Raw genomic sequence first — 13,703 nt, 5'->3', positions numbered from 1 at the left:
GGGTATAAAAATAATAAATAAACACTACTAATTTTACATAGAACTAGAATGTATGAGAACTCTAGTAAATATATTAATAGAAAAGGAGGAGTTTACAAGAAAATGAGAGGATTATTTATTTTATTATTTGTAGCTTTCTGCTTATATTTATTTATTAATGTTGAACCTCATCAAATAGAAGATTTATTAAGTAAGCAACCTCAAAATAATGAAGAAGAAAGAATAATGGAAGAAGAGCAACCAGTAATTCAATCGAGTGTACAATCTAATGAAACGATAGATGATATAGCTTCCCTAATAGGTAAATCAGAGCAAGTGATTCTAGATATATATGGAGAACCTAATCGGAAGGATTTATCCGCCTATGATTATGAATGGTGGATATACAACAACAACCTTGAAAATTATATTCAATTTGGTGTGGAAAATGGGGTAGTTGTCACTGCATTCCGTACAGGCTCAGAAAGTAATGAACAACAGTTTAATATTGGACAAAGTTATGAATCATTAAATGAAGAGTTTTCTTTTGCAGATTCTGTAACGGTAGTGTATGAAGAGGGGTCTTATCGATTCGAAATGAAAGAAGAAGAGCTCTCGACACGTCCGTTAGTTGTAGTAGGAGACATTTACGTACAGCTCTATTTTGATGATTTTGAAAAAAAATTATCAAGCGTTCGTTATTTAAATGCAGAAACGTTAGTAAAACAAAGACCATATGAGTTGGTTTATCGTGGACCTTTACTGGATCCCAAGGAATTATCTGCTGACGAATGGGCAGTAGTAGAGGAAGGAACAGAAAAACAAATTATTGATTTTACCAATATTATTAGAAATAGATTTAACCAAGAAGTTGTAGAATGGGATAAGGTAACAGCAGAAGTGGCTTATTTACACAGTAAGGATATGAGAACTGCTAATTACTTTTCTCATACGTCACCTACTACTGGCAGCCTTTCTGATCGATTAATGGCTGGGAATGTACCTTTTCAGTATGCTGGTGAAAACATTGCCGCAAAATACGTTGATGGAGTTGCAGCGGTAGAAGGCTGGTTAAATAGTGAGGGGCATCGGAAGACCTTACTTAATGAACGGTTTACTCATTTAGGAGTTGGAGTCTCCGAAAAATACTATACCCAAAATTTCATCGAAACCAGGTGAACAAAAAAGATAACCCTTTAATTTAAATTATTGGGTTATCTTTTTTATATTACCTGCAACAAAAAAATCCTCTTCCCAGTGTCCGTAAACTACGATATGATCTCCTTGATTTAAAGGCATAGGCTCCCAGGAATCTGTTAAAGGCTGTTTTCGGATAACCGTATAGATTTGAGTTTGATTCTGAATTTGCAGCGTAGTAACCATTATGTAATATTGGTGGTAAAAGCGTTTTTTTACAATGGAAATATTGGTTATAGAACCTTCAACACGAGCTTCATGCTTTATATCCTCAAGCGTTTGCCAATTTTGTTTTTGCTTTGCTAATTCTTTTTTTGTTATCCAATAAAAATAAAAAATTAAAATAGGGATTACAATAGCTGTAACCATATAGATTGACCCTCTCTATTTTTTATTAGGGATAACGAAAAAACTTCCAGTTGCGTGCGCAATTAATGTTTGATCACTTCGATATACTTTGCCTTCCATTACTAGTAGCTTAGATCCTTTATGTATCACACTAGCAATACAGGTGAAATGAGTGCCCACACCCTTTGCGACATAATTGATTTTCATTTCAGTTGTGACAGCAGCCTTATCTTCGGGTAGTAACCGAAAGGCAAGTGTCCCCATTGCAGAATCAAGTAGGGTAGCGGTCAGACCCCCATGTAATATATGTAAGGAGTTTTGTAGGAACTCTGTATTAGGAATAGTCATTGTTAGAGTGCCTGGTTCCTGAAATTCACTTTCTATTGCCATTAATGCTCCAATATGTGTTCCGTTTTCACCGGATTTTTTTCGCTTTAAACTATTTAAGTATAACGAAGCCATTTCTTGTTCTTCTTCTGTTGCGTCCTCTAAGAAATTAGTCCATTGCTTTGATATGTCCATCATTAAATCCTACTTTCATAACAGTTTATCTTTATCTTAACAATTAATGTCTAAGAAAGAAAAGGAAAATAGGCGAACGTTTTTTCTTTTTTTTCAATAATATACACTAGGCATATAGAGGAGAGAGGTGAGAGGATGGCAACGAAAGAAAAGCACCCTAGTATTGAGAAATTTAAAGATTTTGTTAAAAAACATCCAAAGCTTGCTCAAGAAGTTAGAAACAATAAAAAGACTTGGCAAGAATTATTTGAAGAATGGTATTTACTTGGGGAAGAGGACGAAAGCTGGAAAAGCTTTCGAGAAGGTGATAATCATCAAGATGAAAAGGAATCGAAGGAATCTAAATCAGATGTTATTCCTCAAATTCTACAATCTTTAAAGAAAATGGATATGAACCAAATGCAGTATCATTTAACAAATGTCAACTCAGCGATAGGAAACATCCAACAACTCATTCAACAGTTTATCCCGAATTCATCAAAAGGCAGTACTCCAGCACAAGGTGCAAAAAATCCTTTTTCATTTCGAAAAGACTAGGACTGAATGAAAACATGAGAAAAGATGTATATGAGTATATTCAAAAGAAAAAAACACTAAAATCTTATTTACGAGAGCAACCGAGTTGGTACCGTACCTTAACAAGAAACCCAGAGAAAATAAATGATTTTGAACTTTCTTCAATGCACTACTACAAACAAACGATTCCACACAAAGTAGAAAAGTTTCAAAATTCGGTGCAAATGGCATCAATGATGGTTCATATGTTTCAAACGATGAAGAATATGGATTAATAAATGAGAGGCTGGGACATTAATTAAATCCCCATCTCTATTTACGAACGATTTAATCTAAATGCCCTGTTAAAGTACACTTTTGATTTTTAGAGTACCTAGCTGTTGATTGGAGCTCAAGGCGAAGACTCCTTGCTTAGAGGTAGCGTTTTGTGGAGACCCCACAGGCAAAGCCGAGGAGGCTCCACAAGCGCCCCGCGGAAAGCGAAGCCTTGGGCGGAAATCAACAGCGGTGTTTAACAGAGCCAAACTAAAATAATCCGAACTAATGCAAAACTCTACTTAGAATTTCGCATAATAGTTCGGATTTTTCTTTAACAAATATTCTTTTGTCCCAGCCTCTTTTTTTTATGTATCTTTTTTCTTTTTGCTCCTTTCAACATTTTTCTATCCTTTTCCAGATTTAGTATAGAAATACTCCTAATTTCTCAAACTAAGAAAAATGTTGAAAGGAGCACTGTATATATGAGAAAACTAACTTTATTATTTATTTGTTTTTCATTCATGCTACTTATTGGTTGCAAGGAAGAACAACAAAAACCTGAAGCGGGAAAACAAGCTACAGAAGTATCGGGAATTACTCATGAACTGGATACCAGAATCAAGAGACCATTAAATATGACGGTTCATTTTCATGTTAAAGAGCAGCAAGTATATATGGAATGCATTGTTACACCGAATTTTCATTTTACAGAAATGAAGAAGAAGAAAAAGCACGGTGAAGGTCGTCTCGATGTGTATGTGGATGGTAAGAAAATAGAGTCTTTTTCACAAGGGGCGTTTATTTTGAAGGATCTTCCAAAAGGAAAGCATGAAGTAACAGTCAAGCTAATTCATAATGATCAATCTGAATATGGACTTGAAGAATCATTTGACTTAGTTATTAAATAAGTTCTACGGACAAGTTACCTATTATACTTCCGTAGCAAAACATGTTATGATGGTTTTGGAGGTGTATTCCATAGTGATAGCTACATTTGAGCATGTCCAAATGGTTGATAAAGCAGAAGAATTAGCGAAAATGGTTTGGCAATCAGAGCTTGCTGACAATTATCATCGCTGTTTATATAATGTACAACACGATAAAGAAGCACAAGAGTTAATACGTTCCTTTCAGTCGATAAAAGAACGTTATGACGAAGTTCAACGTTTCGGTAAATACCATCCTGATTATCGGAAGGTGACGTTAGAAACGAGGGAGCTAAAACGTAAAGTTGATTTACATGAAACCATTCACGCGTTTAAGCAAGCGGAGGATGAAATTCAAAAAACACTTGATGAGATCAGTGTGATGATTGGAAAAGCCGTTTCAGAGAACGTCAAGGTTCCAACTGGAAATCCGTTTTTTGATTCACTTTCTAGCTGCGGCGGAGGCTGTGGGTCTGGTGGAGGCTGCGGGTGTAAAGCAAGTTAATAACATAGCTTTAGGAGAGACTACAATGTTAGTCTCTTTTTTATGTGTTTTTTAAACGAATACAATCTACGCAAAGATTGCCACAACAGAACATCTTTTCTTGAGGTACAAAGAAGCGATGACGATAAACAAAATGTGTTTCATCATGACGAACATAATAAGTTTCAACTGTTACTTTTTTTCGAAACATCGCTTTCTTGGCACAGGCTCCAATGATAGAAGAGCCAATTTTCTCCCAAGCTAATCCATTGTCTAAGTTCACTTTTACATATAAAAACGGGATACCCGTTATGTTTTTTCGATAACATCCATCAACTAGTTCATTTTGCTTTAATTCGTTTAAAAAAGAGGACCATATTTGTTCGAGTTCCATTGGAATTCCCTCCTCCTGATACAAACTATCATTCAATGAATGAATTTTCACATATTTTGAGACCTTAAAGTATGTTATCTTCTACTTATCCATGCTAAAATAGATTAAAGGTTTTGATTATAATATGATACTATAGGAATAATACAAGATAGATCTAGTGGAACAAATCTTTATAGATGGTAAGGCTAGAATTATTAAAAGGGGTAAAAAACGTATGCTGACACAAAGACAAGGCATTGTAGTATGGTTACATTCGTTAAAACAGGCGAAGTTATTACGACGTTATGGAAATGTCATTTATATATCTAAGAAATTAAAATATGTTTTATTTTATTGTAATATAGATGATACGGATTTATTAGTAGAAAAGCTGAAAAAGCAATCTTATGTAAAAAAAGTGGAAGTTTCATACAAACCTTCCATTAAGACTCATTATGAAAACTCTCGACCCGATAAAGCCAAAGAATACGATTACAAAATGGGCTTATAAATCAAAAGAAAAGCAGCGCAAACTTAAACACTCGTGTTAGGTTCTGTACTGCTTTTCTTTTTTTCTATAGTAAGTAAAAACGCTAGCGCAATGGAGGAATATAATGATTTAATCGTAGTATTCCAATTATGTACTGAAAAAACAATTCTTTTTCCACGAAGGTAGTGGAGGGCTTGATGTCCATTTGAATAATCATTTTATCTAATTCTTTAGCGAGTTCTTCAAATAGATTCACTCTTTTATTAGGTTGGTGGTGCGGGTTTGGAATTCCTTCAAGACAAATATAAATTGCTTGAAAATCTCCTAGGGTTGTTGGTTTCATTACCACTGCGAGTGACGTAACATTTCTACCGTCTTTTACTGTATGAAACATCATAAGATGCTGTAAGCGCTCTTTATTACATCTTGCTAGTTCTAATAGCTCATAAATATCTGAATAGCCTTCACCAAGTTCAATAAAGCGTTGGATCATTGGAAATTCTCCTCTCTAGAATGTCTGCAAAAAAATATCAACTATCGTTATCCCGGTTTTACTTTACCACTTTCCGCATAAAAATAGAAGTACATCCCAAAGACTAATTAAAGGAGGAAAGCTTATGCTATGGGTTTTCTTGAGTTTATTAGGATTATTGCTATTTCTTTTTGTAAAAGATCAATTCACATATGGTATGTCTCGAAGTACTGACAAGCCTCTCCCATTAAAAGGCATTCTTGTTTCTGGTGCCTTGTTCTACCTACTATCGCGAGGTTTTATAAGTGAGGAAGAGGAGCAGATGCTAGAATCAATGAATTTAGAAGAGCTTGAAGGTTACATTATGGGCAATGAAATTTTAACCAAACAAGAATGGATGGACTTAATCTTAGAAGAATACGATATGGTGACTTTTGGTGATTTTGAGAAAGATATGCCACTCAATTAGAATAAAAAAAACCCTGCACGGATACCCATGCAGGGTCCTTCTATCCCTTGAAACGAATCAAGGTTAAGAAGGCAAAGGGAGAGGAGAAACCGGAGGAAGAACTTATGGGGAAACGTAAGTCTTCTCCGCGGTTGGCAACAACATCACACGAATAGATGTTGTTAACCATAAGTATGAACCAAAAAAAGGGATGCTATACACAGAAGTTATATATGTTCGTACATAATGGCTTTTTTTTGCATGGCTACCCTTTTTATAGGAGGGTTACTTGTTCGGACTCCACGTTGATCTCCGTTGTAGGCGTTTGTGAGTGTTCGAGGTCATAGTTTTGAAAGGAAGGAAAAGGGAGCCCTCAGAGTAGTCTAAATCAGAGGGAAAAAAAGAAGGAAGTCTCGGATCTTTTATGGGTATCCCGAAACATGCTTCTTTAAGCAGGTGTCTCACACCTCCCTACTCCAATCAACATCAGTCAAAATAAATTAGGAGCTTTAATATAGACTTGCACATTTAAAGAATCTGAAAAAATGGCCAGTTCAACAAAAACTTTTTAATTTTTTGTCGAATATGATAGGATAATGATATTGGAATTTAAGAGGTTGTTCAGATAAGAAGATTTTTTGAACTTTTTCTATAACGAAATAAAAGTAGTGGTGAGATAATGAGAGTAGTTTCAGGGAAATTAAAAGGTAGACAGTTGAAAGCGGTTCCAGGCATGAACACACGTCCGACTACCGATAAAGTAAAAGAGTCTGTATTTAATATAATCGGACCTTATTTTGATGGGGGACTTGCACTAGATTTATTCGGTGGTAGTGGTTCTCTAGGGATAGAAGCGATTAGTCGTGGGATAGACAAAGTGATTTTTGTGGATAAAGATGGAAAAGCAATTCAAACGATAAAGCAAAACATCGAATCCTTTGCGTTGGAGTCACAGGTTGAAATTTATCGAAATGATGCGACGAGAGCCTTAAACGCCTTACAAAAAAGAGAAGTTTCATTTGATTTAATCCTGCTTGACCCTCCTTATAAGAGGCATCAGTTAGAAGAATTACTACATAAGATAAGCGATTTTGAATTATTAGCCAAATCAGGTTTGATTATGGCTGAACATAGCAAAGAGGTCATATTGCCAGAAGAACTTGGGAATTTCAAACGAACGAGACAAGAACATTATGGACTAACAGTCATATCAGTATATAAATATGCAATAGAGGTTGAAGGGGGAAATTAAGGTGGCAAGCATTTCTGTTTGTCCGGGAAGCTTTGATCCGGTCACATTTGGACATATAGATATTATTAGAAGAGCATCAAAGGTATTTGACAAGGTCTATGTCTGTGTTTTAAATAATGCTTCTAAACATCCATTATTTACGGTGGAGGAGCGCATAGTACTTCTCAAAGAAGTTACAAAGGAATTTGGCAATGTAGAAGTTGAGGACTTTCACGGATTGCTAATTGATTATGCTCGAAGTAAAAATGCAAGCGCTATTGTGAGAGGGCTGCGTGCGGTCTCTGACTTCGAATATGAAATGCAGATTACATCTATGAACAGGGTACTGGATGAAAGTATCGAAACGCTATTTATGATGACTAATAACCAATACTCCTTCTTAAGTTCTAGTATTGTAAAAGAGGTAGCAAAATATAGTGGAGCGGTTTCTGAATTAGTACCACCAGTTGTAGAGGAAGCGTTAAGAGTAAAGTTTCAAGAGAAAAAATAAAAATGGCATAAATAAAACCAGCACTTTTGTAATGTGCTGGTTTTATTTGTTGGGATTTAACTGCCTATTCTTATTAAAGTAAATTAAGATATAAATCCAAAGCATCCCAACGGTAAATATCGGTCCAAACGTTGTTAAGAAGCTAAGTGTTTGCTCCCAAAAACCAGCTGGAAGAAAAGGGGAAAATACCGGAAGGTCCACTGCTGCATTTTCTAAGCCGTCTAATTTTCGATCAAGTGGCTTCCATAATAAATAGGTAATTACTGCAGCAAAACACCCATGCAAAATTCTTGCAAGAAAGAATGGTTTAAATCGAATATCTGATTCAGCTAGTAAGCTTGCAACCTGTGCTTGTACGGATAATCCACTAAATGCCAAAAAGAAACTTGTAACAATGACTTGATCCATTAAGGAAACATGAAGAACCTCACTCGTTAGTTTTCCACCAAGGGTAATTTCGAATATTCCAGAAATCAAAGGAATGCTAAGTTCACTGGAAATCTGGAATAGTTGAAGCACAAGCCCAACGATACTTGCTAGTATTGCTGTGATTTGAATAAGACTCAACATGCTATTTAACACAGAAAATAAGATAAGGAAACCACCAACCATTAACAATGTTTGAACAGAAGAAAGGACAGCATCACCTAATAATTTACCTAGCGGTTTTTGATTTTTCAAGCGTGTTTCATGAAGTTGGCTAAATGCTCGCCGTATCGAAGCTCTTTTTGCAACGCTGTGATGACGCTCTCCTTTCCTCCCTTTGTAATACGGACCATAAAAACGCATCACCAACCCCACACATATATTTCCTAAATAATGAGCTAAGGCAAGTATTATCCCAACCTTGGCATTATGAAAAAATCCAACTGCTATTGCTCCAAATATAAATAATGGATTGGAGGAGTTAGTGAAGGAAACAAGACGCTCTGCTTCGTAAGCAGTAATTTGATTTTCTTGACGCAATCTTACTGTCAGCTTTGCGCCTGAAGGAAAGCCAGATGCCATCCCCATAGCCCACACGAATCCTCCCACACCAGGTACTCTAAAAAGCGGGCGCATGAGTGGTTCTAATAAAACACCAATAAATGCAACAACACCAAAGCCTATAAGTAATTCACTGATAATTAGAAATGGCAATAGCGAAGGAAATACAATTTCCCACCACATCTTTAACCCACGTAAACTTGCTTCAAACGATGCCTGTGGATTTAGAATAAGTGACATAGCCAAAAGGGAGATAATAAATGCGAAGAAAAGCGTTTTTAATTTTGAATAGCTCAATCCTTTAGCCTCCTAAATAATCTTAGAAAAAAATAATGAGAGAGTAGAAGGTAATCTTATGTTGATAAAGAAATTGGTCTAGATATTGAAAAATTAGTGCCTAGCGAACACGAGTCGTTTCGCTTTTCTTTTTAGTACAAGAATGAGAGTGTTTTTGTTAGAATATTAATAATTACATAAGCTTTTTTATATTGTTGCTTTTGGGTTATCATTAAGTTATTAATCCTATCGATTTTTGGAAAAAAGTATTTTTTTATCGAAAGTTGCCTCAATCTAAAGTTACATGCTAAATCTCACTCATTAAAAAGACTAAAATCAATTTAAGAAAGTCAAACCCAATTAGAAAGGTAAAAAGGTTTGTCCATCTTACCTTTCAATATACGTGTTTAGGGTAGAGATTTAGAACAAAAATTGACCTAAGTCTTAACAGTTTGTTCACGTTAAATAAAGGATAAGCGTATGATGTAAGGAAGACGAGTAGATTTCTTATTGATTTACAGGTGGTTTTTAACAAGCTAGAGGTGATGACTTGAAAGGACCAAAAATTGGAGTCGCACTGGGATCCGGTGGCGCAAGAGGGTTTGCCCATCTCGGTGTGCTAAAAGTATTACAAGAAGAAAACATTCCTGTTGATTTAATAGCTGGGAGTAGTATGGGTGCCTTAGTTGGTAGTTTTTATGCTATGGGACATGATATGGAACGTTTGTACAAAATTGCTACAGCATTTAAACGGAAATACTATTTGGATTTTACTGTCCCTAAAATGGGGTTTGTTAGCGGAAATCGTGTGAAAGATCTTTTCAGAATGTTTACTCAGAATAAAAACATCGAAGATTTATCTATTCCACTTTCTATTGTTACAACAGATCTCGAGAAGGCGGAGAAGGTTGTCTTAACGACAGGGTCTATTGCCGATGCTGTGAGAGCAAGTATTTCTATTCCAGGCATATTTGTTCCGGAAAAGCTGAATGGTCGATTACTTGTCGATGGTGGCGTTGTAGATCGAGTTCCTGCAAGTGTAGCAAAGGAGATGGGGGCAGATATCGTTATTGCGATAGATGTCTCACATGTAAAAACGAATGAGCCGATTGATTCCATTTTTGATGTTATTTTACAGACGATTGACATCATGCAGAATGAATTAGTAAAACGCAGTGAATTGGAAGCAGATGTGATGATCCGTCCACCAGTAGCTCATTATAGCTCACGAGCGTTTACGAATATTGATGAAATAATTCGAATAGGGGAAGAAGAGACAAAAAGGCAGATACCTCTAATTCGAAAGTCGATAGAGGAGTGGAAGGGGAAGCAACTAGATGAAAAATAAATATTACTTAAATTCACTAATTATTGGGGTCGTTATCGCAGTTGTATTGAATTTTTTTACGTTACCTTACTATGTAACAAGACCAGGTGATGCGCAGGAATTAGGCCCATTGGTCTCAGTTGAGGGCGGGAATACAGATGAAGGAAGCTTTATGTTAACTACCGTAAAAATGGGGAAAGCCAATGTTTTTACGTATGCATTTGCTAAATTAAGTGATTATCAATATATTTACCCAATCGCTCAAATACGAGGTGAAAATGAAACTGATGAAGAGTATTCTTACCGTCAGTTACATATGATGGAAAGCTCTAAGGAAACGGCAATTAAAGTTGCTTATGAGAAAGCCAATAAAGAAGTGGAATTAATTTCAAAAGGTGTGTATGTCTTTAAGGTTCTTGAAGGTATGCCTGCTGAAAATAAACTAACAATTGGTGATCGAATAACCCATATCAATGGAGAAGAAACACCTACTGCAGAAAGCTTTATGGAACAAGTAAGTGTTAAGGAAATTGGAGAAACAATCGAGGTTACATACGACCGTAACGATCAAGAAGAAAAAACTAAAATAACACTTGCTGAGCATCCAGAAAAACCCGGATTTCCTGGAGTGGGCATTAGTTTATTGACTGATTATGAAATTACAACAAATCCAGCGATTACGATAAATACAGCACAGATAGGTGGTCCATCAGCAGGATTAATGTTTTCTCTTGAAATATACAATCAACTAGTAGAAGAAGACATTTCAAAAGGATTTAAAATTGCTGGCACTGGTGCAATAAATGAAAAAGGCGAAGTTGGTCGAATCGGTGGAATCTCACAAAAAGTACTTGCTGCTGACAATGCAGGGGTGGATATATTTTTGGCACCATATGAAAATGGAGCGGAAAATTCTAACTACAATGAAGCCGTTGATGCAGCAAAAGATATTAAAACCGATATGAAAATTGTTCCAGTTAACACGTTCGATGATGCAATAGAATACTTAGAAAAGTTGGAACGAAAATCAAATTAACCTAACCTAAACACCCCACAAGGCCATTTTAATAGGCTTTGTGGGGTGTTGTTAGTTCAGAAACTTTAAAGCTTCCTCGTCGTACCTAATTGGAGGCCTAGTGTATTCCAGTTGCATCCATTCACTACGTGCTGGCTCTGCAAACTTCATCGCGTATGTATTAGTCGCACGAATATCCATATCTAACATTTTATTATCCATGGAAGAAACTTTTGAAAGTAAAGGTAAACCAACATCCTTTTTTATCTGTTTTAAATAAGCTTGGCCCTTTTGTGACATACCTAGTAACCTAATATATTCACTTTTTTTGTTAGCGGAGGTACTCACCATTATTTCTTTTTTTGTATTGGTTAAGAGATGCGTACACATCCTTTGCAGTCTTGTCCAGGTATAACGTTTTGTTTTTAGCAAAGTCATAAATTCTTGAAAAGTTTTGCTTTCTTTCATACTTTGTTGTAATCTGTATTCTAGTCCTTCTTCCACCTCATAAATTTCTGCGAGGTCAGAAGGAGTACTGCATAATACCCGGTACTTGAGAAGCTTAAAGTAATCTTCCCAACAATGGAAGCCACTTGCGCTCTTTTGATAATGAGATAATAACTGATACGTTCCTTCTGGTACATAGTGTTGTACCTTCTCTATGTTTCCGTTATTCTCAAACAAAGCTTTGCGAATACTTGTTGCACTTGCGATAGACGTATCATTGAATTTTGGGTCATGATAGCCAGCATTTGTTCTCTCGACTGTAAAGGCTTGAAGGGAACTTTCCTGCTCATGTATGGCTTTTACATAATGATAACCAAGAATATTATTTGGTTGTGTTAAATCTAGAACCTGCTCCGTCTGAGTTAGTTCTTTAAAAGCAAGCGATGATGCCTTCGGAAAACTATATCCTTGTTGACTATATTTTTGTACAAGGTGATCATAGTCGTTTTTTTTAGCCTTCATAAGCGCCACAGTGTTTTCGAAATCTTGTATATTACCTTGTTCGCTACCAAAACATACTGTATCGCAATTTAAACCAGACAAGATAGAAATAGAGCCGCTTGCAAATATTTCTGCTTTTTGTGTGGCAAATGCATATGGTAGTTCAACGACTATGTCAATGCCATTTACTAACGCCATCTTTGTTCTTGTCCATTTAGATACAAGAGCGGGTTCTCCACGCTGCAGAAATTGCCCACTCATCACAGCGATGACAACATCTGCTTCTGTTGTTTGCTTGGATTGTTCTAAATGAAACATATGTCCATTATGAAAAGGGTTATATTCTACAATTACACCTAAAGATCTCATTTTTGGGCCCCTTTTTATATATAGAATTTTATCGCTATTTTTTATTAGGCACTTGTTCAAAATAAACGATTATGTCTATAATTATAGTGTAAAGAAAAAATATTGACAAATAATCTTGCGAAAGCTATAATTACTTTTGTTGCCTTGAGGTGAATATCTTGTTGAAATGGACATTATTCCAGTTAAATCAGTTACAACATAAGGGTTTAGAAATCGATGAAACAGTTGATGTAAATGATATTACGACAAATAGTGAAATTCGATCTATTGATCCAGTTCACGTAACTGGTAAAGCTGATTTAAGTTCTAAAAGTGCTACATTCCATTTAACTTTGGAAGGTAGTATGGTTTTACCTTGTTCACGTACATTGGTTGATGTGAACTATCCTTTTACTATAAAAACAACTGAAACATTCTTATTTCAGCCTGCAGAATATGAAAGCGATGAAGAAGAATTGCATATGGTGCAAGGTGATGTGATAGAATTATTACCAATAATTCATGAAGCAATACTTGCAGAAATACCGTTGCAAATTTTCAGTGACTCTCCTAATATGGAAGAGGCAGCACCACAGTCTGGTAAAGACTGGGGCGTCGTTTCAGAAAAGGATCAAGAAAACAAGGTTGATCCTAGACTTGCCGGACTGGCTAAGTTTTTTGAGAAGGACCAAGAGTAAAGGTATAATTACCAAATGTTACTCGTTTTAAGGAGGTGGGAAGAATGGCTGTACCTTTTAGAAGAACGTCTAAAACTGTGAAGAGAAAGCGTCGTACACACTTTAAACTACAAGTTCCTGGTATGGTAGAATGCCCAAGCTGCGGTGAAATGAAATTATCACACCGTGTATGCTCAAGCTGCGGTACCTACAAAGGAAAAGAAGTAGTAAATAAATAATGAAAAAAGCACAAAGGTATATTACCTTGTGCTTTTTTTGTTGAATTCATTAAAATTAATCCTTGATTTCAAACTACCCCGAGAACGTCCTATGTAAAGCCAACACTTGGCACGGAAATTAACAGGGTTTT

The 13,703-nt window shown here is 35.9% G+C and carries 19 protein-coding genes; 13 read left to right on the top strand and 6 right to left on the bottom strand.

Features of this window, described 5'->3' with window-relative positions:
* The first annotated feature begins 102 nt into the window (after positions 1 to 102).
* Positions 103 to 1,158, top strand: a complete 1,056-nt coding sequence (locus BK580_RS14445; protein ID WP_078381020.1) for a CAP domain-containing protein — start codon at positions 103 to 105, stop codon at positions 1,156 to 1,158.
* A 27-nt stretch (positions 1,159 to 1,185) separates the two neighbouring features.
* Here the strand turns inward: BK580_RS14445 and BK580_RS14440 are convergent, their stop codons facing one another.
* Both BK580_RS14440 and BK580_RS14435 read right to left on the bottom strand, forming a co-directional pair.
* Complete coding sequence (locus BK580_RS14440; RefSeq protein WP_078381019.1) at positions 1,186 to 1,545, bottom strand: hypothetical protein; 360 nt, start codon at positions 1,543 to 1,545, stop codon at positions 1,186 to 1,188.
* Between the two features lie 15 nt (positions 1,546 to 1,560).
* Positions 1,561 to 2,049: a PaaI family thioesterase gene (locus tag BK580_RS14435; protein ID WP_235864049.1), complete on the bottom strand. Its 489-nt coding sequence runs from the start codon at positions 2,047 to 2,049 to the stop codon at positions 1,561 to 1,563.
* Between the two features lie 132 nt (positions 2,050 to 2,181).
* Between BK580_RS14435 and ylbD the strand changes: the two genes are divergently transcribed.
* The 4 genes from ylbD (at position 2,182) to BK580_RS14415 (ending at position 4,251) form a co-directional block, all read left to right on the top strand.
* Positions 2,182 to 2,583: a YlbD family protein gene (gene ylbD / locus BK580_RS14430; RefSeq protein WP_078381017.1), complete on the top strand. Its 402-nt coding sequence runs from the start codon at positions 2,182 to 2,184 to the stop codon at positions 2,581 to 2,583.
* Positions 2,584 to 2,597: 14 nt separating this feature from the next.
* A complete protein-coding gene (locus BK580_RS14425) occupies positions 2,598 to 2,837 on the top strand; it encodes a YlbE-like family protein (protein ID WP_078381016.1) in 240 nt (79 codons plus the stop codon).
* Positions 2,838 to 3,302: 465 nt separating this feature from the next.
* Entirely contained in the window at positions 3,303 to 3,728 is a 426-nt protein-coding gene (locus tag BK580_RS14420) for a hypothetical protein (RefSeq protein WP_078381015.1), read from the top strand.
* A gap of 73 nt (positions 3,729 to 3,801) precedes the next feature.
* Positions 3,802 to 4,251 (top strand): YlbF/YmcA family competence regulator, encoded by a 450-nt coding sequence (locus BK580_RS14415; protein ID WP_078381014.1) that lies wholly within the window; start codon positions 3,802 to 3,804, stop codon positions 4,249 to 4,251.
* A gap of 40 nt (positions 4,252 to 4,291) precedes the next feature.
* Here BK580_RS14415 and BK580_RS14410 read toward each other — a convergent pair whose 3' ends face one another.
* Complete coding sequence (locus tag BK580_RS14410; RefSeq protein ID WP_078381013.1) at positions 4,292 to 4,624, bottom strand: hypothetical protein; 333 nt, start codon at positions 4,622 to 4,624, stop codon at positions 4,292 to 4,294.
* Positions 4,625 to 4,838: 214 nt separating this feature from the next.
* On the opposite strand from BK580_RS14410, the gene BK580_RS14405 reads away from it, so the two are divergent.
* A complete protein-coding gene (locus BK580_RS14405; RefSeq protein ID WP_078381012.1) occupies positions 4,839 to 5,114 on the top strand; it encodes a YlbG family protein in 276 nt (91 codons plus the stop codon).
* A gap of 82 nt (positions 5,115 to 5,196) precedes the next feature.
* Here the strand turns inward: BK580_RS14405 and BK580_RS14400 are convergent, their stop codons facing one another.
* Complete coding sequence (locus BK580_RS14400) at positions 5,197 to 5,586, bottom strand: DUF7147 family protein (RefSeq protein ID WP_078381011.1); 390 nt, start codon at positions 5,584 to 5,586, stop codon at positions 5,197 to 5,199.
* 124 nt (positions 5,587 to 5,710) lie between these two features.
* Between BK580_RS14400 and BK580_RS14395 the strand changes: the two genes are divergently transcribed.
* The 3 genes from BK580_RS14395 to coaD all read left to right on the top strand — a co-directional run bounded on the left by BK580_RS14395 (position 5,711) and on the right by coaD (position 7,755).
* The gene (locus BK580_RS14395) at positions 5,711 to 6,034 is read left to right on the top strand and encodes a hypothetical protein (RefSeq protein WP_078381010.1); all 324 of its coding nucleotides are present in this window, start codon (positions 5,711 to 5,713) and stop codon (positions 6,032 to 6,034) included.
* A 658-nt stretch (positions 6,035 to 6,692) separates the two neighbouring features.
* Positions 6,693 to 7,265 (top strand): 16S rRNA (guanine(966)-N(2))-methyltransferase RsmD, encoded by a 573-nt coding sequence (gene rsmD, locus BK580_RS14390; RefSeq protein WP_078381009.1) that lies wholly within the window; start codon positions 6,693 to 6,695, stop codon positions 7,263 to 7,265.
* A 1-nt stretch (position 7,266) separates the two neighbouring features.
* Complete coding sequence (coaD, locus tag BK580_RS14385; RefSeq protein WP_078381008.1) at positions 7,267 to 7,755, top strand: pantetheine-phosphate adenylyltransferase; 489 nt, start codon at positions 7,267 to 7,269, stop codon at positions 7,753 to 7,755.
* A 42-nt stretch (positions 7,756 to 7,797) separates the two neighbouring features.
* On the opposite strand, the gene ylbJ is transcribed toward coaD, so the two are convergent.
* On the bottom strand, positions 7,798 to 9,039 hold the full coding sequence (gene ylbJ / locus BK580_RS14380) for a sporulation integral membrane protein YlbJ (protein ID WP_078381007.1): 1,242 nt from the start codon (positions 9,037 to 9,039) through the stop codon (positions 7,798 to 7,800).
* Positions 9,040 to 9,568: 529 nt separating this feature from the next.
* Between ylbJ and BK580_RS14375 the strand changes: the two genes are divergently transcribed.
* Positions 9,569 to 10,366: a patatin-like phospholipase family protein gene (locus tag BK580_RS14375; RefSeq protein WP_078381006.1), complete on the top strand. Its 798-nt coding sequence runs from the start codon at positions 9,569 to 9,571 to the stop codon at positions 10,364 to 10,366.
* Positions 10,356 to 11,381 (top strand): SepM family pheromone-processing serine protease, encoded by a 1,026-nt coding sequence (locus BK580_RS14370; protein WP_078381005.1) that lies wholly within the window; start codon positions 10,356 to 10,358, stop codon positions 11,379 to 11,381. The genes BK580_RS14375 and BK580_RS14370 overlap by 11 nt, the downstream gene beginning before the upstream one ends.
* 51 nt (positions 11,382 to 11,432) lie before the next feature.
* On the opposite strand, the gene BK580_RS14365 is transcribed toward BK580_RS14370, so the two are convergent.
* Positions 11,433 to 12,677, bottom strand: a complete 1,245-nt coding sequence (locus tag BK580_RS14365; protein WP_078381004.1) for a nucleotidyltransferase — start codon at positions 12,675 to 12,677, stop codon at positions 11,433 to 11,435.
* A 161-nt stretch (positions 12,678 to 12,838) separates the two neighbouring features.
* On the opposite strand from BK580_RS14365, the gene BK580_RS14360 reads away from it, so the two are divergent.
* Together BK580_RS14360 and rpmF are read left to right on the top strand one after the other, a co-directional pair.
* The gene (locus BK580_RS14360; RefSeq protein WP_078381003.1) at positions 12,839 to 13,354 is read left to right on the top strand and encodes a YceD family protein; all 516 of its coding nucleotides are present in this window, start codon (positions 12,839 to 12,841) and stop codon (positions 13,352 to 13,354) included.
* Between the two features lie 44 nt (positions 13,355 to 13,398).
* Positions 13,399 to 13,572 (top strand): 50S ribosomal protein L32, encoded by a 174-nt coding sequence (gene rpmF, locus BK580_RS14355; protein WP_078381002.1) that lies wholly within the window; start codon positions 13,399 to 13,401, stop codon positions 13,570 to 13,572.
* The last annotated feature ends 131 nt before the right edge of the window (positions 13,573 to 13,703 follow it).

The sequence above is a fragment of the Sutcliffiella halmapala genome, from assembly GCF_002019665.1.
GTDB classification, from domain to species: Bacteria; Bacillota; Bacilli; order Bacillales; family Bacillaceae_I; genus Sutcliffiella_A; species Sutcliffiella_A halmapala.
The sequence above is the reverse complement of the archived record's forward strand: the minus strand, read 5'-3'. Positions and strand labels throughout refer to the sequence as shown.